This window comes from Chryseobacterium oranimense (assembly GCF_900129755.1).
GTDB classification, from domain to species: Bacteria; Bacteroidota; Bacteroidia; order Flavobacteriales; family Weeksellaceae; genus Chryseobacterium; species Chryseobacterium oranimense.
This window is the reverse complement of sequence record NZ_FQWT01000003.1, coordinates 334,159-353,666: the sequence shown is the minus strand read 5'-3', so window position 1 is coordinate 353,666 and position 19,508 is coordinate 334,159. Positions and strand designations below refer to the sequence as shown.

Below are 19,508 nucleotides of genomic sequence, written 5' to 3'. Positions count from 1 at the left end.
TATTTATTTTATTTCCGTATCCAGATTGACAGAATTCAGCCTTAATGAATTGAGAATGACAGAAAGTGAACTGACACTCATTGCAGCTGCTGCAATCATAGGTGATAACAGTATTCCAAAGAAAGGATACAATAATCCTGCCGCTACCGGAATTCCCAGCACATTATAAATAAATGCAAAGAACAGGTTTTCTTTGATATTTTTAAGAAGCTTTTCACTGAGTAGTTTAGCTTTCGCTACGCCTAAAATATCACCTTTTAATAATGTAATTTCTGCACTTTCCATGGCCACATCGGTTCCGGTTCCCATTGCAATTCCTACGTCGGATTGCGCCAAAGCAGGGGAGTCATTGATCCCGTCACCGGTCATGGCTACAATTTTACCCTGCTGCTGAAGTTTTTTTACTTCATTCAGTTTATCTTCGGGCAGGCAGCCTGCTTTATAATGCCTGATTCCCAGTTGATCTGCAACTGCTTTTGCGGTATGCTCATTGTCTCCCGTCATCATGATCACATCAATTCCTTCATCCATAAGGCGCTGAACAGCTTTTCTGGAAGTTTCCTTAATTTTATCTGTAAAACTGATAAAGCCTAATACAGACTGATCCTGTGCTACAAAAGAAATAGTATGCGCCTTTGATTGTACTTCTACGGCTTTTTGCTTTAATTCCGGAGAAACGGACAGATTATTGGATGTTAAAAGACTTTCGTTTCCTAAATACACCGTTTTTCCATTGATATTTCCCCGGACTCCTTTTCCTGAAATGTTTTCGAAGTGATCAACCTTTTCCGGGGTTAAATTTTCTTCTTTCGCTTTCTTTATTACCGCATTAGATAGTGGATGTTCGGAATTCTGATTCAGTGAAAATGCTATTTTCAGAATATCATTCCTGTTGGCGTTTCCTGATGGTTCAATATGTTCTACAGATGGCTTTCCTTCCGTTAGAGTTCCTGTTTTATCAGTGATCAGAACATTCACTTTATTCATCTGTTCCAGCGCTTCGGCATTTTTAATCAGGATACCGCTTTTGGCACCTTTTCCAATTCCTACCATCAGTGACATGGGAGTTGCAAGACCTAATGCACATGGACATGCCACAATCAAAACCGCAACAGCATTAACAAAGGCGAATAAGCTTCTTTTTCCTTCCGGACCGAAAAACTGCCATAATACAAAGGTAAGAACGGCAATGAGGATTACAACCGGAACAAAAACTTTGGAAACCTTGTCTGTCAGTTTCTGTATCGGTGCCCTGCTTCGGCTGGCTTCATTCACCATTTTGATGATTTGCGAAAGAAGGGTTTCATCGCCTACTTTTTCAGCTTTCATGATAAAAACCTTATTTCCGTTGATGGTTCCCGAAGAAACTTTATCATCAACACTTTTCTCTACAGGGACAGGTTCACCGGTGATCATGCTTTCATCAACCAGGGAATTTCCTTCCGTGATTTTTCCATCAACCGGAATTTTTTCACCCGGTTTTACTTTCAGGAGATCTCCGATCTTTACCTGAGAAAGCAAAACTCTTTTTTCTTCCCCGTTTATCATAAGATTAGCTTCATCAGGAGAAAGGTTCATCAGCTCTTTGATGGCGTTTCCTGTTTTTTTGTGAGCGGCAGCCTCCATCAGCTGTCCTAGAATCACAAGTGTTAAGATCACGCAGACCGCCTCAAAATACAACGGAATTTCGTGATTGTGTCCTCTGATTTCATGCGGAATAATATCCGGAAAAGCCAAAGCTGTTATGCTGAAAATAAATGCAGCTGCAACTCCTAAGGCAATCAGGCTGAACATATTTAAATTCCATGTTTTAAATGAAACCCAGCCTCTTTTCAGCAGGAACCATCCGGAATAAAACATTACCGGAAGGGTCAGGGCGAGCTCAATAAATCCCTGTGTTGTATGGGAAAAAGGAAAATTAATCAACATTCCGCCCATCGAAAGAATGAAGACAGGAACTGTAAAGAGAAGAGAAATAATGAATTTTCTTTTTAAAATATTATAGGTTTCATCTTCTTCGTCATCTCCGCTGTCGGGCATTCTTACAAGGTCCATTCCACAGATCGGACAATCTCCGGGTTCATCCCTGATGATCTCCGGATGCATGGGACAGGTATATTTTGCAGTTTTCTTCTCAGGATATTTTACCAGATCCATTCCGCATACAGGACATCCTACATTGGAATCATAAGTTTTGTTGCCTTCGCAGTACATCGGGCAGTAATATTTCCCGGCCATGTCATCTGTAACTTTCGGAGCTTCATGATGATGGCCGTGATTATGATGAGCATGGGTGTGTTGATGGTTGTGAGAAGCAGCATTTTTTACAAGATCTTCCGTGATTTCTTCCAGATGCATATGACAAACCGGACAGTCCCCTTTTTCATCATAAATTTTATCACCTTCACAGAACATCGGGCAATAGTATTTACCTACGCTGTCTTTGAAATTGTCAGGAAGATTAGCGGAAGAGTAGGTGGGTTTGTGGTTCGGGTCTTTAGCATGCTTTTCTTCGATAGGAACCAGATACATATTGCAAACAGGGCATCTTTCGCCTTGTTTAAAGTATACTTTATCGCCTTCGCATTCCATTGGACAGTAATATACAGAAGAAGGAGAAACCCTGTCCTGAGGCTTTACAAAAGTATTTTCAGGTTGTTTTGGGTCTTCCAGCCTGTATTTTCCTATTTCTTCCAGAGCTTTATTCAGAGCTGAAAGCTGGATTTCTTTATCAGAAGTAATGGTGACTGTATTATTCTCCAGATTGACATCGGCTGTAATTCCTTCAATACTGTTGAGCTGTCCGGAGATTTTTTTCTGACAGCCGGAGCAGGTCATCCCGAGTATATTATATTGTTTGTCCATGATCCTTGAATTTATATTACAAATGTCCAAAATGAAATGGTAAGGCTGTTATAAATTTAAGGATAATAGTTATAGAATTTGGAAGAAGGGTTGAGTAGGAGAGTTTATAGTGTGGAAGATAAATGGAAAGAGGTTTGATATTCTATGATTACCTATTTTAAATTAAATTAGTACATCTAATTTAATAGTTACTCAAACTCTCCCACACTCTGACTCTCAAACTTAGAAACTATCCAGTGTTTTTCTTTGATGATCTTTCAGTTTCTTGAATTCCGTAGGGGTAAATCCGGTGATATTCCTGAATTGGGAAGAAAGGTGCTGAACACTTTTGTAGCCAAGCTTTCCCGCAATTTCCGTAAGGGTGAATTCATTATAAAGAAGGAGTTCTTTTACTTTTTCAATTTTGTGAAGGATGAAAAACTGCTCCAGGGTAACGTTTTCGTTCTGGGAAAAGGTTTTGGAAAGGGAGCTGTAGTCTTTGTGAATTTTCGAGCTTAAAAATTCGGAAAGAAGGAAGTTTTCATCAATATCCAGTTCACTGATTTTGATGATAATGATATTTTTAATTTTATCAACAAGCTGATGGGCAGAATCTTTTATTCTTTCAAAGCCCGTATCGAGAAGGCTTTTCTCTATAGCCGTCATTTTCTCTTCAGAAACATCTGCCTTGGTTTCAACTTCTCCCAACATAACTGAGTTGGTCGCTATTTCTGCCTCGCTGAATATTTTTTCCACTGCGGAAATACAGCGGTTGCACACCATATTTTTGATGAAGATTTTCATGGCTTGCTCAGTCTGTCTTTTACAAACTCTATTTGTGTTTTTCCATGGGGCACGGGGTTTCCTTCACTGTCCAGGTTCACCATGACGATCTTGTCTACTGTAATGATAGTCTGGTGCGTCATTTTGTTTCTTACATTACATTTTAAAGTAATGGATGACGATCCGAAGTGGGTGGCTTCAATCCCGATTTCTATAATGTCTCCCTGTTTTGCCGAACTTACAAAGTTGATCTCTGAAATAAATTTCGTTACTACTTTTGTATTTTCCAACTGAATGATTGCGTAAAGTGCTGCTTCTTCATCGATCCACTGTAAAAGTCTTCCTCCAAAAAGGGAATGGTTGGGATTCAGGTCTTCAGGCTTTACCCATTTTCTGGTATGATAGTTCATGTTTTACTGATTTGCCAGACAAATTTAAGGTTAAAAACTGGGTTTATCAAGAAAACAGCATTTACTGATCTTAAGAAAATGATTCATTTTCTCAATCATATTTTTTTGGAACGCATCGCTTTTACCTTTTTTATGCGGTCATCATTTAAGAAATTCTGATATTCTTTACTTTCAACAGGGAAAATTGCGACTTTTCCTTCCTGGTTGTGATGAATGCCGAATCCATATCGCTTGGCCAGCGGGGAAGATCTGAGGCAGGGCTGTCCTTTGGAGAAAAAACGGATCTTTGCCTCTTCTTTTTCGTTTTCTGCAATATCGTTTTTCAGGGCATAGCAATCGAATATAATATCGTCAGAAGTATACCGGTACGGATTTTTAATGATTTTATCATACTGAAGCTCTGCTAAAGTCTTTATTTTCTTTTCAGGCGGAGTTTCGGCATGGGAGACAGGGCAGTCTCCGGCAACTTCAATGAAAGTGTTGATGTAATTGGTAGTATGTTTCATATATTTTTATCTTGTTTCTTGACCTTAAACATCCGGAAGTTCATCACCAGAGCATTGTTTTCTGATATTCCGTTGGCTTGTTTCTATTATGTTAACTAACTTTAACTTTCTATAAAAGCGGCTTTAATTATTGTTTTTCGATAATTAATTGTTATTTAAAAATAATTCTATCTTTTGAATTCATAGCGGCGTGATAAATGGCTTAAAAAAAACTTTGATTTATAATTTTTAATTGTATCTTGCATTCGTTTATATTTGGAATCAATATTTGTTCATTAATTTATGTTGTTTTTCTCTTATATACCAAATTTTTATTAATTTATAATTTTTATTTAAAATGAACATTTTTGTTTCAAACATCAATTACGCAACTAAAGAGTATGAGTTGCACGATCTATTCGCAGAATTTGGTGATGTATCATCAGCTAAAATTGTTACAGACAGAGAAACTGGCCGTTCAAGAGGTTTCGGTTTTGTAGAAATGGGTGATGAAGAAGGAAAACAAGCTATTGAAGCTCTTAACCAGAAAGAATTTAACGGAAAAACTTTAAACGTATCTGAAGCTAAGCCAAGAGAAGAGAAGCCAAGAAGAAGCTTTGACAACAACAGAGGCGGTGGTTACGGAAACAACCGTGGTAACGGTGGTGGATACGGTGGTGGAAACAACCGTGGAGGTAACGGCGGCGGAAACCGTTGGTAAAAATATAAGCGGCTTTGAGCCGCTTTTTTTATATACAATTATCCCTTCCTGATTATTAGCATTTGTTAATGTATTCAGGAAGGGATAATTTTTTATCTCTTTATTTTTCTTTGATCAGAAGTACCGCATTGTCATAGTAGATATTCATTTTATTGTCAGGAGTTTTACTTCTTGACATATTCTGGAACACTATTTTGATGTGATATTTTTCCAGGTCACTTTCCATAGAAATTTCTTTCATTGTTACTGTTCCCGTTCCAGAGGTATTATTTTCAAAAAGTTTGTTCATGGCAGGACCGAAATCTACCGATTGAGCTGAATTAAGGATTACCCTTATCGTTCTGTTATTATTTACTTCTGTCTCATTATCTATTTCGAATGTATCCCCATTAATATCTCTTGATTCCTGAGTATAATTATTGAAATTAATTAAATACTGATATCCCTCAATGTGAGTTACTCTGGTCTCAGATTCTAAAACAAGTCTTTCCAATGTTGAAGCTTCCAGGGTTTTGTCTACATTGGTAAATGCATCTCTCAATGTAATGAATGCCCATGAGTAAGGCTGTTCAAATTCACGGGCTAAAAGGTTACTTGTTTTCCCGGAAACAAGATTCAGCAGAAAATCTTTTTGCTTTCTTTTTGCCAGGAACTGAAATTTGTCCGAAATTTCTATCACAATGGTGTCGGACACTCTTTTTTGAAAATCTATTTTATTATTGACCAATAGCTTATTCTCATCCAGAAGTTTCATTAATTCATTTTTCTGACTTCTTTTAGCAACACTGAATGCATTCAAATAAGGAAAGATCAGTGAAAATAGACCGAATATGAATAAACTTACAGGAATGAATTTGATACTTGCTTTTTTGTTCAATATAAAATAAACCACCACACTCAATAGCCAAAGTGCCAGCAGCAATACAAAATATCTGGGTTCCGTATAACCGTATTCCAGAATCCTTGTAAATATGGCTGTAAATAATAAAACAAGCAAAGGAATTATAGTGTAATAGAATAGCTTTGAAAATACTTTGACCCAGGATTTTGCTTTTTCTTCTTTCAACGGATATACGAGCAATAAGGCAAGAATACCAACGATACTATAGGCTAAAACCAAATAGGAAACCCATCCTCTCGGAAGTTCCCAGTTGATGATGATCTTAAATGAATAAAAGTAAAGGATGATTGCATAAATAAAAAGCAAAGGGATCAGGACAAACTGGGTGAAAAATTTTAAGATCACAGGATATGTTCCGTCTTTTTCAAGATAGTTCAGGCCGTTTTCATTAAAGAGCAGAAAAATAAAGGAACTCCCGAATATAGCTAATACATAAAAAGTATCAAGGTAAAGTTTGTCGTGGAAATTAAAATCAAACAGTTTGTCAACGGCCAGTATCGCGAGTTCTACACCGCCTGTAAACACTCCTGTAAAAACTGCTGTCAGAAAAATATTAACAAAAAGGTTCTTATTATACTGCCAGAAATTAAGCTCCCTGTTTTTTTCCAGAAATGCAGCAAAGGAAACCAGTAAATGAGACAAAAGGAAAGTAATGGCAACGATAAAGCCATATACCTCGGTGAACTCCCGCTCTTTTACAGGTAAAACAAAATAGAATCCAACAAGGAAAACGGTTCCCAATATTTCCAGTAATAGTCTTTTCCCGATTCTTTGAGAAAGGATTTTTAACGCGAACATCAAAGAAATTCCCAGACAGCAACAGATGGTGAATTTGGTATGGGTAAACAGCAATTCTTTTTTGTTTTTGCTATCCAGCATACAGATAGCACCGACAGAAGAGAGAAGTCCCATTAATAAAACCATTGGATATCGCAAAAGAACCTCCTGTGCTTTCCCTGTTATTTCCCGGAATCTTGTTTTCATGATCCGCTTATTTTGTGCTTAATCCTTTTTCTTTTTTTTCTTCTTGTCTTTGTCTTTTTTAGCCTTTTTAACTTTTTTAGGATTTAATATTTCATCTGCGTACTCAAATTTCGGTTCCTCAATCTTTGCAGGAACGATTTCAATTTTAAGATCAAAGTAGTTTTTCAGATCATTCTGGGATATCAGTTTTTCATTAAACAAAAGCTCAAGCATTTCTTTCCCGGAATCATTGAAAAAATTGTGCGAAAGTTCTTTCAGCAGAAATTTTCTATATTCTTCAGACGGAACTGCCACTGTATATTTAAAGATTCTTCCTTCTTTTTGAGTTGTGATATAACCTTTTTCCACCAGTATTTTCAGGTAAGTGGAAACGGTATTCTGGTGCGGCTTCGGCTCAGGATGCTGCTCCATGATGTCTTTAAGATAAAAAGATTCAAGCTTCCAGAACAGCTTCATAAAATTTTCCTCAGCAGCGGTAAGATGATTTATTTTCATAGAATTCTTAATGTTGAAATTGTATATTGCAATAAAGATAAATAAAAGATACCACAAATGCTATCCCGGCACCCATAAATACTTCCTTTACCGTATGTCTTTTTAAAATAATTCTTGTGATTCCCACCAAAGCCGCTATGCCCAGCCATACGAGCCCCGCCTTCCAGTCGAGAGTGAAGAACAGGGCTGCAACAAATACATTAAAGGCTGTATGCATCGAGCTTTTAATAAATAAATTGCTGATCTGCATAGTGAAAACAAGAATCAGTATAAAAAGCATGACAAGATCAATGTATCCGTTTCTGAAATAGTTAAAAACAAGATAAGCAACCACACAGGCGGCAATAAATATATAAAGGCTTTTCCTCTGAACCCGGTCGGATACATCCATATTGGTATATCTTCCCGTCTTTACATTCCATACCAGCCATATCACGACCGGAAGAATGATCATTAATAATAAAGGAACAAAATAAAGAAGAGAATCTTTCAGGGAATATTCCCTTACACTCATATAAACGAAAAAAATAAATAAGGAAATAAGAGGATTGAAAAAATCTGAGATGATTCTTGAAATTTTATGCACCAGTAAAGGCTGTTTTTCTTCCATGTTTAAGTTTAAAATTCAAATATAACACTATAAGCAAAAAAACAATTAGGATGTATACGATAAAAACAAAGTTTTTTTTATAATTTTGCTCAAATATTCATCATAAAAAAGCAAGAGCTAGCACATGAAAGAATTTTCTAAAGAGGTATACCTGAAGTGGTATGAAGATATGACTATGTGGAGAAGGTTTGAAGACAAATGCCGTTCTCTTTATCTAAAACAAAAGATCAGAGGTTTTTTACATTTGTATAACGGTCAGGAGGCTATTCCTGCCGGCTTCACGCATGCAATGGATTTAACGAAAGACAGTATGATTACTGCTTACAGATGCCACATCCATCCAATGGCGATGGGGGTAGATCCTAAAAGAATCATGGCTGAACTTTGTGGTAAAGCTACCGGAACGTCCGGAGGTATGGGCGGATCTATGCACATTTTCAGCAAAGAGCACCGTTTTTACGGAGGGCACGGTATTGTAGGAGGACAGATTCCTTTAGGGGCCGGAATTGCTTTTGCAGATAAATATTTTGACAGAAAAGCTGTAAACATCTGTTTCTTCGGGGACGGGGCAGCAAGACAGGGATCGCTTCATGAAACATTCAATATGGCGATGAACTGGAAACTTCCTGTAGTATTTGTGGTAGAAAACAACCAGTATGCAATGGGAACTTCTGTAAAAAGGACAGCCAACCACGAAGATATCTATAAATTAGGTTTAGGATACGAAATGCCTTGCCTGGCTGTAGATGCGATGGATCCTGAAAAAGTAGCCGAAGCAGCTTACGAAGCAATAGAAAGAGCTAGAAGAGGAGACGGACCTACCTTCATTGAAGCAAGAACGTACCGTTACAGAGGACACTCTATGTCTGATGCAGAACCTTACAGAAGCAAAGAAGAGGTGGCGATTCATAAGAATGATGACCCTATGGAGCTGGTAAAACACAGAATCCTGGAAAACGGATGGGCTACAGAAGCTGAGCTGGAAGCGATCGACAATAAATCAAGAGAGTTTGTAGAAGAATGCGTTGAGTTCATGGAGAATTCACCATATCCGGATCCGGAGAAAATCTACGAATATGTTTATGCTCAGGAAAACTACCCATTCTTAGATAAATTAGAAAACTAAAAGATAATGAATCAATTTGAAAGTTTGAAAATTTGAAAATGATTTATTATCACATCTTTTTTAATTTTCAAATTAGCAAATTACCAAATTTTCAAATTAAAAAAAATTATGGCAGAAGTAATTACGATGCCCCGCCTTTCGGATACTATGACGGAAGGGAAAGTGGCAAAATGGCATAAAAAAGTAGGCGATAAAGTAAAAGAAGGAGATATTTTAGCTGAAATTGAGACAGATAAAGCTGTTCAGGATTTCGAATCTGAAATGGAAGGAACTCTTTTATATATTGGTGTAGAAGAAGGCGCTGCTGCTGCTGTAGATTCTGTTTTAGCGATTATCGGTAATGAAGGAGAAGATATTTCAGGGTTAACAGGTGGAGCTGCTGCTCCTGCTGCAGGCGGATCTGAAGAGAAAAAATCTGAAGAAGAATCAAAAACAGAAAATAATGCTACAAGTGTCGAGCAGACTACTGCAGAAGTTCCTGCAGGTGTAGAAATTATTACAATGCCAAGACTTTCTGATACAATGACAGAAGGTAAAGTGGCGAAATGGCATAAAAATGTAGGCGATACAGTGAAAGAAGGAGATCTTCTTGCTGAAATCGAAACTGATAAAGCGGTTCAGGATTTTGAATCTGAATTCAACGGAGTATTATTGAAGCAGGGTGTAGAAGAAGGTGGTGCAGCTCCGGTAGACTCAGTATTGGCTATTATCGGCCCGGAAGGAACAGATGTTTCTGCGGTAGGTGCTCCAAAAGCAGCTGCCCCGGCCTCTGAAAAACCGGCTGAACAGAAAACTGAAGCTAAAGCAGAAGAAAAAGCGGCTCCGGCATCAAACGCTTCATCTTCTGACAGAGTAGCTATTTCTCCGTTAGCTAAAAAGATGGCTCAGGATAAAGGTGTTGATATCAACAGCATTCATGGTTCAGGAGAAAACGGAAGAATCGTTAAAAAAGACATTGAAAACTATCAGCCTTCTCAGGCTCCGGCAGCCCAGCCAGCAGCTTCTGCTCCGGCAGCAGCACAGGTTGCATTGAGCTTTGTTCAGGGTGAAGATACAGAAACGCCAAACTCTCAGGTAAGAAATATTATTGCAAAACGTCTTTCTGAAAGTAAGTTCTCTGCTCCTCACTACTATCTGATGGTAGAGATCAATATGGATAAGGCTATTGAGGCCAGAAAAGAAATCAATTCCTTACCGGATACCAAGATCTCTTTCAATGATATGATCATTAAGGCTACTGCTATAGCATTAAGAAAGCACCCTCAGGTAAATTCAAGCTGGGCAGGAGATAAGATCATCCACAGAGGAAATATCAACATAGGCGTGGCAGTAGCTATTCCTGACGGATTAGTGGTTCCTGTACTGAAGAATACAGACCAGATGAACTATACGCAGATTTCTGCCGCTGTAAAAGATATGGCTTCAAGAGCTAAGAGCAAAGGCCTGAAGGCAAATGAAATGGAAGGTTCTACATTCTCTATTTCCAACCTTGGAATGTTCGGAATCGAAACCTTTACAAGTATCATCAACCAGCCGAACTCTGCCATCCTATCTGTAGGAGCAATCATTGAGAAGCCGATTGTAAAAGACGGTCAGATTGTGGTAGGAAACATTATGAAACTTTCACTGGCATGCGACCACAGAGTGGTAGACGGTGCTACTGGAGCTCAGTTCTTACAGACCTTAAAAACATATCTGGAAAGTCCTTTAACTTTGTTACTGTAACATTCTGGATTATAAAATAGTAGAACCTCTCATTTCGAGAGGTTTTTTGTTTAACTCATCAATAAATTTACTCAATACAGGGCTTGAAAGTTGAATTAATTAAAGTATTTGTTCTTTAAAGTACGAAAAAAATTAATTTATTATTTTTTGCTTTAATTAATTATGTTTTTACTTTGGTAATTGTTATTTTTGAATCATGATTAAAGCAAGTAATATCCATAAATCTTATGGAAATTTAGAAGTACTGAAAGGTGTTGATATCCACATTAAAACAGGTGAGGTGGTTTCTATTGTAGGTGAATCCGGGGCAGGAAAATCTACATTACTTCAGATTTTAGGAACGCTGGACCATCCAAGCAATTCTAATAAATACAATACGGAAATCAGCATTGCGGGAGAGTCTTTCATCAATATGAATGATAAGCAGCTTTCCAAATTCAGAAACCAGAATATCGGTTTTGTCTTTCAGTTTCACCAGCTTCTTCCTGAATTTACAGCTTTAGAGAATGTGCTTCTTCCCACCAAAATTGGAGGAGCGAACGAAAAAGAAGCTTTAGAAAAAGCATATGCTTTATTTGAAGACCTTAAGATAGAACAGAGATTGAATCATAAGCCCAACCAGTTATCCGGAGGGGAAGCACAAAGGGTAGCTGTAGCAAGGGCACTGATTAATTCTCCTAAAATTATCTTTGCGGATGAACCTACGGGAAACCTGGATTCAAAAAATGCTGATGACCTTCACAGATTATTTTTTGACCTTAGGGACAAATACAATCAGACCTTTGTGATTGTAACCCATAACCCGAACCTTGCCGAGATTACAGACCGGAAACTGGTCATGAAAGATGGTATGATTATCGAATAACACTTTTATATTAATGGAAAAACTTATATTTCTGTTCCTTTTTATTATTTCCTGTTCTAAAGGTGAGACTCAGGAAAATATTTCCGGCGTTCTTCCGGAAGCAAAGGTTTTGGAAATTAAGAATTTTGTAAAAGGAAAAAACTATAATCAGGATATTGCTGTTTTTATTAACTTTAAGACATATTCCGGAAAATACCGCTACTTCGTGTATGATCTGAAAAACAATAAAATACTGCAAAAAGCAATTGTTTCTCACGGTTCAGGTTCGGTTATAAAAAACTCAAAGGATTTGAAATTCAGTAATATCGAAGGATCATACCAGTCTTCACTTGGGAAATATGAAATACTGAACAGTTATAACGGGAAATTTGGAAAAGCTTACAGGCTGAACGGGTTAGATTTTAGTAATAGCAATGCTATGCAAAGGGCAATTGTGCTGCATTCTTTCGGGTGTACTCCTGATCAGGAATCTTCAGATCCGGCCTGTCTGAGCCTGGGATGCCCGATGTTGTCTACTAAAGCTTTAGCTCAGACTGCAAGATATCTTGACGAGTCGAAATATCCTGTAATCATGTATGCATTTTATTAACTTAGAATTCTTACTTTTAACTTTAAAACACACAAATGACCATCAAATTCCTTGCCCACGACGACAGACCCAGAGAAAAATTCTTGCTGAAAGGAAAGAGTTCACTCTCTGATTCCGAACTTCTTGCTATTATTATGGGAAGCGGAAGCAGGGATGAAAGCGCACTGGAATTAGCAAGAAAGATACTGGCATCAGTAAATAACAATTGGCATCAGTTGAGCCTTCTTTCCAACAAAGAACTGATGAAGTTCAAAGGAGTGGGGGAAGTAAAAGCAGTTTCTATTATTGCGGCATTGGAAATAGGAAAAAGGAGAATAATTCAGGAAATACCTGAAAAGGCTGTGATTTCAAATAGTAATGATGCTTATTCTATTCTTAAAAATAAGTTGTCAGATTTAAGGACTGAAGAGTTTTGGGCCATCTATCTCAACCAGAGCAATAAGGTAATTCATATCTCACAATTAACCCAAGGTGGAATAAGCCAATCCATTGTAGATGTCAGAGTTTTATTTAAAACTGCTTTGGATCATTTTTCTACAGGAATTATTATTGCCCATAATCATCCTTCCGGAAGTTTGAAACCCAGTAAAGAAGACATTAACATTACAAAAAAAATAGACGAGGCTGGAAAAACATTGAGTATACAGCTTTTAGACCATATTATCATTACACACGATACCTATCTTAGTTTCTCAGATGAAGGATTATTATGATTAGAAGACTGAAATACAACGAGATTGATTTTAAAAAATATACTGACTGCCTGGAAAGATCAGAACAGAGAAAATATTCAGCATCAAAAAACTTCCTGGATGTAACCACTAATAATCTGTGGGAGGTTTTAGTTCTCAATAATTATGAAGCTGTAATGCCTGTTCCTTTTATCCTTAAAAAAGGGATAAAAATAGTGCATAATCCATTGATATGCCAGCAACTAGGTGTGTTTTCCCACAAGGATGATAAGAAGATCAATGAAAAATTTTTACATTTCCTTCGGAAAAACTACCTCGTAAGAGCTTACCATTTCAATGAGACCAATAGTTTTGATTCAAAATTAAAAACCAAAAAGAATTTCCTTCTGTATCCTGACGAATATGCAAAAGTTTTTGCCAGATATTCCCCCAAGAGGAAAAGGAAGCTCAGACTGGATGAGGAAATAATAGAAAACTCAGAGCTGAAAGAAATCAACTATCAGGAAGCTGAGACTTTTATTAAGAACAATGTAATAGGGCTGGATAAAGAAAATGATACGGCTACTTTGCTTAAAACTCTGGAAGCATTCCATGTATCAAAACACTTGAAGTTTTTAGCTTTTTACTATCATCATGAGATCACGAATATGATAGCTGTTTACTCAGATTATGATACGATTGCGCTTTTAGGAACTTTTAATGATAAGAAATACATTAAAATGGCTGGGGCATCAACACTTATCGATCATGCTATAAAAGAAAATATAGAACACTGTATTTTTGATTTTGAAGGAGGTAACCTTCCCAGCATTGAAGAGTTTTTCAGAGGATTCAGGCCTGCACTGAAACACTATGCAGTCATAGAAAATTCCAAAAAAACATTAGTCAAGAATTTTACAGGATTTTTAATGAGAGGAAAGTTTTTTTAAGACTAATATCATGTTTATTTCACTATTTAGAATGATTTTAATTAAATATTATTCTGTATCTTTATAAAGTATTTATTCTAATAATCAAGCCATGCTAAAGCAGATCCGTCATTATAAACTACCCTATATTATTTATAATTTTTTTAATAAGAAAAAATTAAAGCATAATATTCCTTTGTATAAAAAATACGGACTCAACAAAAGCTATTTTTCAAGTATTTCCAGTGCTGATTTTGCCCATCTTCCCGCTTCGGAAAGAGCAATAGACCGGAATAAACTTCTCGAAACTGATTTTTTCAAGGAACTTACCGATGAGAATAAAGAAAGTGCCCTTCAGTATGATGAAAACGGATACATGATCCTTAGAAATTTTATCACGGCAGAGGATGCTGATAAAATTAATGCTGAGATCGACAAGCTGATGGAAAACGGCACCCTGAAATTTATCTATGGTGGAAAGCTGATGTTTGCCATCCATCATTCTGAAATTATTAAAAACATTGGAAGCGATAAGAATTTACTGGATTTTTTGTCTGTGCTTTTAGATGGTAAAGCCAAGCTTTTCCAGAGCATCAATTTCATTAATGGAAGCCAGCAGAAAACCCATTCAGACAGCATTCACATGACCACTTATCCGCTTGGCGGGCTGCTGGGGGTATGGATTGCTTTGGAAGATGTGGATGAGACCAATGGTGCCTTGCATTATATCCCGAAAAGCCATAAGCTTCCTTATTTCCTTAATTCCGATTACGATAATGAAGGTGACGCATTGAAAATCGGTAAAAAGAGCTATCGGGCTTATGAAGAATTTTTGGAATCAAAAGTTCATGAGCTGGGGCTGAAGAAAGAAATCTTTAAAGCCAAAAAAGGAGATATGCTGATATGGCATGCGAATATTCTTCACGGTGGCGAACCGCATACAGATAAAAACAGAACACGAAAAAGCCTGGTTTATCACTTTTTTGATGAAAACAGCGTATGTTATCACGAGGTGACCCAAAGGCCAGCCTTGTTCGAGCTGTAACTCTAAGCTTTCTACAAAGAACTACCAAATCATTACAGCTGAAAGAATAGTTTTTTTACTTTTGCATTCTTAAAACCAATACGCAAATGAAGAAAACCAAAAATATTCTTGTTTTTATTTTTTCTCTCTACTTATGTATCATGTCATACTATTTGTATACCCACCAGTATTACAACGTAGATCTGGAAGCTTATGTAGGGCTTGTTTACAAAGCGGAATATCCGGATATGAAAATAGAGGATATTCATAAAAAAGTATATACTGAATTAAAAGGAACAAATCCAAAACTTTTCGGAATTACTCCACAGGACGAAGAAATCGCAAAAGGGGAGAATACATACTATAAAGTCTTGTCGGAAAATCCAAAAGCTTATGAAGAAGAACTACAGCTGTTTTCGGTAAAACCTTTTTATAACTTTATTAATCTGATGTTCTTTAAATTGGGTTTTAAAGTAACGACCTCCATATTTCTGACTTCCATACTATCATATGCTTTTATTTTGGTCCTGATATTCTGTTTCCTGATCAGGATCGTAAAGAATTATCCTTTAGCATTCATTATAACCATTTTAATTTCATTATTCAAGCCGCTTCTGGAAGCCAGCAGACATGCCTCGGCAGACAGTTTGTCCTGTTTATTGCTGCTGTTGAGTCTGTATACTTTTATGGTAAGGAAAAAGCATCTTGCGGCTACGGTTTTTGCGATGCTTTGTGTTTTAACGAGACCGGAGTATTTTATTTTATATTCATTTCTTTATATCCTGGTCTATGTATACAGAAACAGCCTTCAGATTAAGACTGTTAAAGTATTCTGGTCTTATGCTTATGTGCTTTTATCTTTTTTTCTGATCCAGTATTTTAATCAGATTTCATGGTCCACTTTATTTATGAACCAGTTTACACAAGTTCAGATTTATCCGGTATCCGATCCGGACCCGTTTTATTTTCCGGATTATTTGAATTTTTTAAAGAAAACCATTATGCTGGATTTTAACGGATCATATTTTCCGTTGCTGTTACTATTTATTGTCATTATTCTGGCGAATAGATTTTCTTTGAGCAGTAAAAAAAGCTGGGCACAGTGCTTATTTTTTGCTTCTGTTTATGTCTCCGTCTTTTTAAGATATTTGGTTTTTCCAAGCCTGGCAAACAGGATGATGATTGGTTTTTATCTCATTATCATCCTGTCACTCATCTATATTCAGAATTCTAAAACTGATATATTTAAAAACTCTTTAGAAGCCGGAAAATAATTAGTAATTTTGCGGTCTAAAATTATGGCTAGTTTTTCAGGATATTTACCGTATGCTTTTGCATTAATTATTGCAATTCCTTTTTTGGTTTTGCTGAGACAATTTGTACACTCATATATCACCCTTAAAAACCAGGAGGTCAAGCTTCTTTCTGTAAAATCAAATTCAGAAAATAAGGCCCATTCCTATGAAAGAATGACTCTTTTTTTAGAAAGAATAAAGCCATCCAACATCATCCAGAAATTTGATAAAGGTTTAGCCGTACACGAATTCATCTTTCTTACGGAAAAAACCATCAATGAAGAGTTTGAATACAATTCTTCCCAGCAGCTCTACATCACAAAAGCCTCATGGACCAATATCGTGGACTCCAAAAATGCCGTGATCGATTTGCTTCACAAAACCTATGATGGATTGAAAGGAAATGCGGATCTTGAAGAGTTCAAAACCATTTTTATCATGAACTATATGGAAGGAGACGATTATATTGCTGCTACCATAGAAGACCTTAGAAGAGAAATTTTAATTATAACTTAAAAATAACAAATAAATAATGATTCCAAATTTTAAAGCACATCCATGGCACGGGGTTTCTGCAGGAGAAGATGCGCCAAATGTTGTAAACGTATTCGTGGAAATCGTTCCTTCAGATACTATTAAATATGAAGTAGATAAAGAAACAGGATTTTTAAAGGTAGATAGGCCTCAGAAATTTTCTAATATTATTCCCGCTCTATACGGCTTTGTTCCGAGAACATATTGCCACAATGAAGTAATGAAGCTGGCTATAGAAGCCGGAGCTGATGATGTCACGGAAGGGGATCATGACCCGCTTGATATCTGTGTACTAAGCTCGCACAATATTCATTCAGGAGGGCTATTAATGGAAGCTATTCCAATCGGTGGATTTAAAATGATTGACGGAGGTGAGGCAGATGATAAAATTGTAGCTGTTATGATCGGTGACCACGCATTCGGACACTTCAGAGATATTGCAGAACTTCCTGAAGCAGAAGTGAAGAGATTAATGCACTACTTCCTGACTTATAAAAATTTACCGGATGAGCCTGCAAAATGCAGAATTCATGAGGTATACGGAGCTGAACATGCTAGAAAAGTGATCAAAGCTTCTCAAAAAGACTATGCAGAAAAATTCGGCGGTTAAAACAAGACAATTCCGAAACATAATACATAAAGGCAGATGAATTTTCATCTGCCTTTATGTTTTTTAATAAATGAGGTGTGAAAAAAACTGCATATAAAGTTTCCTATTTTCTTCGATAAACAGAAACCCCTTCTTTAATCGTTTCCAATACTTTAATATTCCTGATTTGTTCAGGATCAATTGTTAAAGGATTTTGATCCAGGATGACAAAGTCCGCCAGTTTTCCTGCTTTGATGGAACCTTTCCTTTCCTCTTCCTGAAGCTGGTAAGCTGCATTGATCGTAATGGCTTTTAATGCCTGAAGCGGGGTTATTCTTTCATTGGGGCCCAGTATCCTTCCTGAACGGGTTTTCCTGTTCACGGCAGAATACATTGCCGTAATCAAATCGGGTGGGGTAACAGGAGCATCGTGATGCATGGTAAAGATAATTCCGGCCTGTAATGCTGAATTGGCAGGACTGATGAATGACGCCCTTTCCGGTCCGAAAACACTTGAATAATGCCAGTCTCCCCATAAATATACATGGGTAGAAAAATAAGAAGGAATAACCCCTATATCTTTAATTTTCTGAATATGATCCGGACGGCTGTTCTGAACATGGATCAGGGTGGCGCGAAGTTCCGGCCTGTAAATATTTTCCTCTTTCAGCTTTCCGATCACCCGTAATGCCTGATCAATAGCGGCATCCCCATTTACATGAAGCTGTGCAGTGATATTGTTTTGAAATAAAGTTTTCAGATCATCGTACAGGACCTGATCAGTAAATATCGGGAAACCTTTGTAATCTGCTGACTGGCCTTCGGGAGGAACCAGATAAGGCTGGGTAAGCCAGGCTGTTTTCCCCTGTGGCGAGCCATCATCCGAGAATTTGAAGCCACCAAGCTTTAAATGATTGTTGTATTTCATATATTTTGGCTTAAAAGCAGGCAGATCCTTTTTGAAATACTCATAATCAGGGAAATATACTACGTCTGCTTTAAAAAGGTGTTCAGATGCCGCTTTCTCCAGAAGAGCCACACTTTCGCCCATTGTTCTTCCGTCACAGATGGTAGTCTGGCCGTAGCTGAGCCATTCATCCTGAGATTCTCTAAGATTCTCCATTGCCTGAGCTTGGGCATTTCCTGTTTGTTTACTCATTTTTTCTGTAAGGGAAAGAAGTGCTGAAAAGCTTGCATTTTCTTCTAATTTTCCATTAAGCTTCCCTGTTTTTTTATTCCTTCCGTAATGGCCTCCTTCCGGATCCTTTGAAGATTCAGATATCCCTAAAAGCTTCAGCATGGCGGTATTGGCTACACTGGCATGGCCTGAGGTATGGATTACAATAATGGGATTTGTTTTGCTGATAGCATCCAGTTCGTCCCTGGTCGGATGGCGGTGCTCGGTCATAATGGCATCATCATATCCGTTGCCTATGACCGGCTGATTAGCAGGGACACTGTGGTCTTTAAGATATTTCCTGATGGTATTCTGAAGGTCTTCAATGGAATTGACCGTGCCATAAGGTTCAGGAAACAGATCTATGGCCTGCATCATTCCGGCTCTTGAAGTAAAATGGCCATGAACATCAATGAAGCCGGGAAGTAAAACCTTTCCTTCAAGATTAATGATCTTCGTTTTATCATCCGTATAGCGGTGAGCTTCTACTTTTGTTCCGGCAAAAAGTATTTTGCCGTTTTTTAAAACTACTGCCTCTGCCTGAGGAGCTGTATCTTCCATCGTTAAAATTGTTCCTCCAAAATAAAGGATTTCTGCTTTTTCTTTCGGAGGTCTTCCTGTGCAGCTGACAGCAATAAGAACTACTGAAAATATTAAATAAATTAATGCTTTCATACGATATTAGGTTTTTGTGGTGTTCTTTAAATTTACGAAAAAATATATTATCAGCCTAGGCTTAATAAACCAATGG

19 protein-coding genes are annotated in these 19,508 nt (G+C 37.3%); 11 read left to right on the top strand and 8 right to left on the bottom strand.

Annotation, left to right across the window (positions count from 1 at the left end):
- Positions 1–3 precede the first annotated feature (3 nt).
- The 4 genes from BUB03_RS12240 to BUB03_RS12225 all read right to left on the bottom strand — a co-directional run bounded on the left by BUB03_RS12240 (position 4) and on the right by BUB03_RS12225 (position 4,543).
- Positions 4–2,865, bottom strand: coding sequence for a heavy metal translocating P-type ATPase (locus tag BUB03_RS12240; protein WP_073063450.1), 2,862 nt, complete (start codon positions 2,863–2,865; stop codon positions 4–6).
- Positions 2,866–3,087: 222 nt separating this feature from the next.
- Positions 3,088–3,648 carry a helix-turn-helix domain-containing protein gene (locus BUB03_RS12235; protein ID WP_073063447.1) on the bottom strand — a complete coding sequence of 187 codons (561 nt, stop codon included), beginning with the start codon at positions 3,646–3,648 and terminating at the stop codon, positions 3,088–3,090.
- On the bottom strand, positions 3,645–4,037 hold the full coding sequence (locus BUB03_RS12230) for an acyl-CoA thioesterase (protein ID WP_040999132.1): 393 nt from the start codon (positions 4,035–4,037) through the stop codon (positions 3,645–3,647). Before BUB03_RS12230 ends, BUB03_RS12235 begins: the two co-directional genes overlap by 4 nt.
- A 95-nt stretch (positions 4,038–4,132) precedes the next feature.
- Complete coding sequence (locus BUB03_RS12225; RefSeq protein ID WP_040999134.1) at positions 4,133–4,543, bottom strand: DUF6157 family protein; 411 nt, start codon at positions 4,541–4,543, stop codon at positions 4,133–4,135.
- A gap of 337 nt (positions 4,544–4,880) precedes the next feature.
- Between BUB03_RS12225 and BUB03_RS12220 the strand changes: the two genes are divergently transcribed.
- Entirely contained in the window at positions 4,881–5,243 is a 363-nt protein-coding gene (locus BUB03_RS12220; protein ID WP_040999136.1) for an RNA recognition motif domain-containing protein, read from the top strand.
- 100 nt (positions 5,244–5,343) lie between these two features.
- On the opposite strand, the gene BUB03_RS12215 is transcribed toward BUB03_RS12220, so the two are convergent.
- The 3 genes from BUB03_RS12215 to BUB03_RS12205 are packed head-to-tail and all read right to left on the bottom strand — an operon-like array spanning position 5,344 to position 8,233.
- Complete coding sequence (locus BUB03_RS12215; RefSeq protein ID WP_073063444.1) at positions 5,344–7,128, bottom strand: DUF4153 domain-containing protein; 1,785 nt, start codon at positions 7,126–7,128, stop codon at positions 5,344–5,346.
- Positions 7,129–7,146: 18 nt separating this feature from the next.
- Positions 7,147–7,623 carry a BlaI/MecI/CopY family transcriptional regulator gene (locus BUB03_RS12210; RefSeq protein WP_073063442.1) on the bottom strand — a complete coding sequence of 159 codons (477 nt, stop codon included), beginning with the start codon at positions 7,621–7,623 and terminating at the stop codon, positions 7,147–7,149.
- Between the two features lie 7 nt (positions 7,624–7,630).
- Entirely contained in the window at positions 7,631–8,233 is a 603-nt protein-coding gene (locus BUB03_RS12205) for a phosphatase PAP2 family protein (RefSeq protein ID WP_040999140.1), read from the bottom strand.
- Between the two features lie 124 nt (positions 8,234–8,357).
- On the opposite strand from BUB03_RS12205, the gene pdhA reads away from it, so the two are divergent.
- The 10 genes from pdhA (at position 8,358) to BUB03_RS12155 (ending at position 17,601) form a co-directional block, all read left to right on the top strand.
- Complete coding sequence (pdhA, locus tag BUB03_RS12200) at positions 8,358–9,359, top strand: pyruvate dehydrogenase (acetyl-transferring) E1 component subunit alpha (RefSeq protein ID WP_040999142.1); 1,002 nt, start codon at positions 8,358–8,360, stop codon at positions 9,357–9,359.
- A gap of 108 nt (positions 9,360–9,467) precedes the next feature.
- A complete protein-coding gene (locus BUB03_RS12195; protein WP_073063440.1) occupies positions 9,468–11,084 on the top strand; it encodes a pyruvate dehydrogenase complex dihydrolipoamide acetyltransferase in 1,617 nt (538 codons plus the stop codon).
- 196 nt (positions 11,085–11,280) lie between these two features.
- Entirely contained in the window at positions 11,281–11,949 is a 669-nt protein-coding gene (locus BUB03_RS12190; protein ID WP_040999146.1) for an ABC transporter ATP-binding protein, read from the top strand.
- A gap of 13 nt (positions 11,950–11,962) precedes the next feature.
- Positions 11,963–12,538 (top strand): murein L,D-transpeptidase catalytic domain-containing protein, encoded by a 576-nt coding sequence (locus BUB03_RS12185; protein ID WP_073063437.1) that lies wholly within the window; start codon positions 11,963–11,965, stop codon positions 12,536–12,538.
- Between the two features lie 35 nt (positions 12,539–12,573).
- A complete protein-coding gene (radC, locus tag BUB03_RS12180) occupies positions 12,574–13,251 on the top strand; it encodes a RadC family protein (RefSeq protein WP_040999150.1) in 678 nt (225 codons plus the stop codon).
- On the top strand, positions 13,248–14,159 hold the full coding sequence (locus tag BUB03_RS12175; protein ID WP_083538908.1) for a hypothetical protein: 912 nt from the start codon (positions 13,248–13,250) through the stop codon (positions 14,157–14,159). Before radC ends, BUB03_RS12175 begins: the two co-directional genes overlap by 4 nt.
- Before the next feature lie 91 nt (positions 14,160–14,250).
- Positions 14,251–15,183: a phytanoyl-CoA dioxygenase family protein gene (locus tag BUB03_RS12170; protein ID WP_073063432.1), complete on the top strand. Its 933-nt coding sequence runs from the start codon at positions 14,251–14,253 to the stop codon at positions 15,181–15,183.
- A gap of 140 nt (positions 15,184–15,323) precedes the next feature.
- A complete protein-coding gene (locus tag BUB03_RS12165) occupies positions 15,324–16,436 on the top strand; it encodes a hypothetical protein (RefSeq protein ID WP_175547502.1) in 1,113 nt (370 codons plus the stop codon).
- A 24-nt stretch (positions 16,437–16,460) separates the two neighbouring features.
- Complete coding sequence (locus BUB03_RS12160; RefSeq protein ID WP_073063426.1) at positions 16,461–16,973, top strand: DUF7935 family protein; 513 nt, start codon at positions 16,461–16,463, stop codon at positions 16,971–16,973.
- A 16-nt stretch (positions 16,974–16,989) separates the two neighbouring features.
- A complete protein-coding gene (locus BUB03_RS12155; protein WP_040999160.1) occupies positions 16,990–17,601 on the top strand; it encodes an inorganic pyrophosphatase in 612 nt (203 codons plus the stop codon).
- Between the two features lie 103 nt (positions 17,602–17,704).
- Here the strand turns inward: BUB03_RS12155 and BUB03_RS12150 are convergent, their stop codons facing one another.
- Positions 17,705–19,432, bottom strand: a complete 1,728-nt coding sequence (locus tag BUB03_RS12150; RefSeq protein ID WP_073063423.1) for an amidohydrolase — start codon at positions 19,430–19,432, stop codon at positions 17,705–17,707.
- Between the last annotated feature and the right edge of the window lie 76 nt (positions 19,433–19,508).

Bases quoted from the DNA above. Each gene is read 5' to 3' on its own strand.
- BUB03_RS12240 (WP_073063450.1), bottom strand. From the start codon at position 2,865: ATGGACAAACAATATAATATACTCGGGATGACCTGCTCCGGCTGTCAG.
- BUB03_RS12235 (WP_073063447.1), bottom strand. From the start codon at position 3,648: ATGAAAATCTTCATCAAAAATATGGTGTGCAACCGCTGTATTTCCGCA.
- BUB03_RS12230 (WP_040999132.1), bottom strand. From the start codon at position 4,037: ATGAACTATCATACCAGAAAATGGGTAAAGCCTGAAGACCTGAATCCC.
- BUB03_RS12225 (WP_040999134.1), bottom strand. From the start codon at position 4,543: ATGAAACATACTACCAATTACATCAACACTTTCATTGAAGTTGCCGGA.
- BUB03_RS12220 (WP_040999136.1), top strand. From the start codon at position 4,881: ATGAACATTTTTGTTTCAAACATCAATTACGCAACTAAAGAGTATGAG.
- BUB03_RS12215 (WP_073063444.1), bottom strand. From the start codon at position 7,128: ATGAAAACAAGATTCCGGGAAATAACAGGGAAAGCACAGGAGGTTCTT.
- BUB03_RS12210 (WP_073063442.1), bottom strand. From the start codon at position 7,623: ATGAAAATAAATCATCTTACCGCTGCTGAGGAAAATTTTATGAAGCTG.
- BUB03_RS12205 (WP_040999140.1), bottom strand. From the start codon at position 8,233: ATGGAAGAAAAACAGCCTTTACTGGTGCATAAAATTTCAAGAATCATC.
- pdhA (WP_040999142.1), top strand. From the start codon at position 8,358: ATGAAAGAATTTTCTAAAGAGGTATACCTGAAGTGGTATGAAGATATG.
- BUB03_RS12195 (WP_073063440.1), top strand. From the start codon at position 9,468: ATGGCAGAAGTAATTACGATGCCCCGCCTTTCGGATACTATGACGGAA.
- BUB03_RS12190 (WP_040999146.1), top strand. From the start codon at position 11,281: ATGATTAAAGCAAGTAATATCCATAAATCTTATGGAAATTTAGAAGTA.
- BUB03_RS12185 (WP_073063437.1), top strand. From the start codon at position 11,963: ATGGAAAAACTTATATTTCTGTTCCTTTTTATTATTTCCTGTTCTAAA.
- radC (WP_040999150.1), top strand. From the start codon at position 12,574: ATGACCATCAAATTCCTTGCCCACGACGACAGACCCAGAGAAAAATTC.
- BUB03_RS12175 (WP_083538908.1), top strand. From the start codon at position 13,248: ATGATTAGAAGACTGAAATACAACGAGATTGATTTTAAAAAATATACT.
- BUB03_RS12170 (WP_073063432.1), top strand. From the start codon at position 14,251: ATGCTAAAGCAGATCCGTCATTATAAACTACCCTATATTATTTATAAT.
- BUB03_RS12165 (WP_175547502.1), top strand. From the start codon at position 15,324: ATGTCATACTATTTGTATACCCACCAGTATTACAACGTAGATCTGGAA.
- BUB03_RS12160 (WP_073063426.1), top strand. From the start codon at position 16,461: ATGGCTAGTTTTTCAGGATATTTACCGTATGCTTTTGCATTAATTATT.
- BUB03_RS12155 (WP_040999160.1), top strand. From the start codon at position 16,990: ATGATTCCAAATTTTAAAGCACATCCATGGCACGGGGTTTCTGCAGGA.
- BUB03_RS12150 (WP_073063423.1), bottom strand. From the start codon at position 19,432: ATGAAAGCATTAATTTATTTAATATTTTCAGTAGTTCTTATTGCTGTC.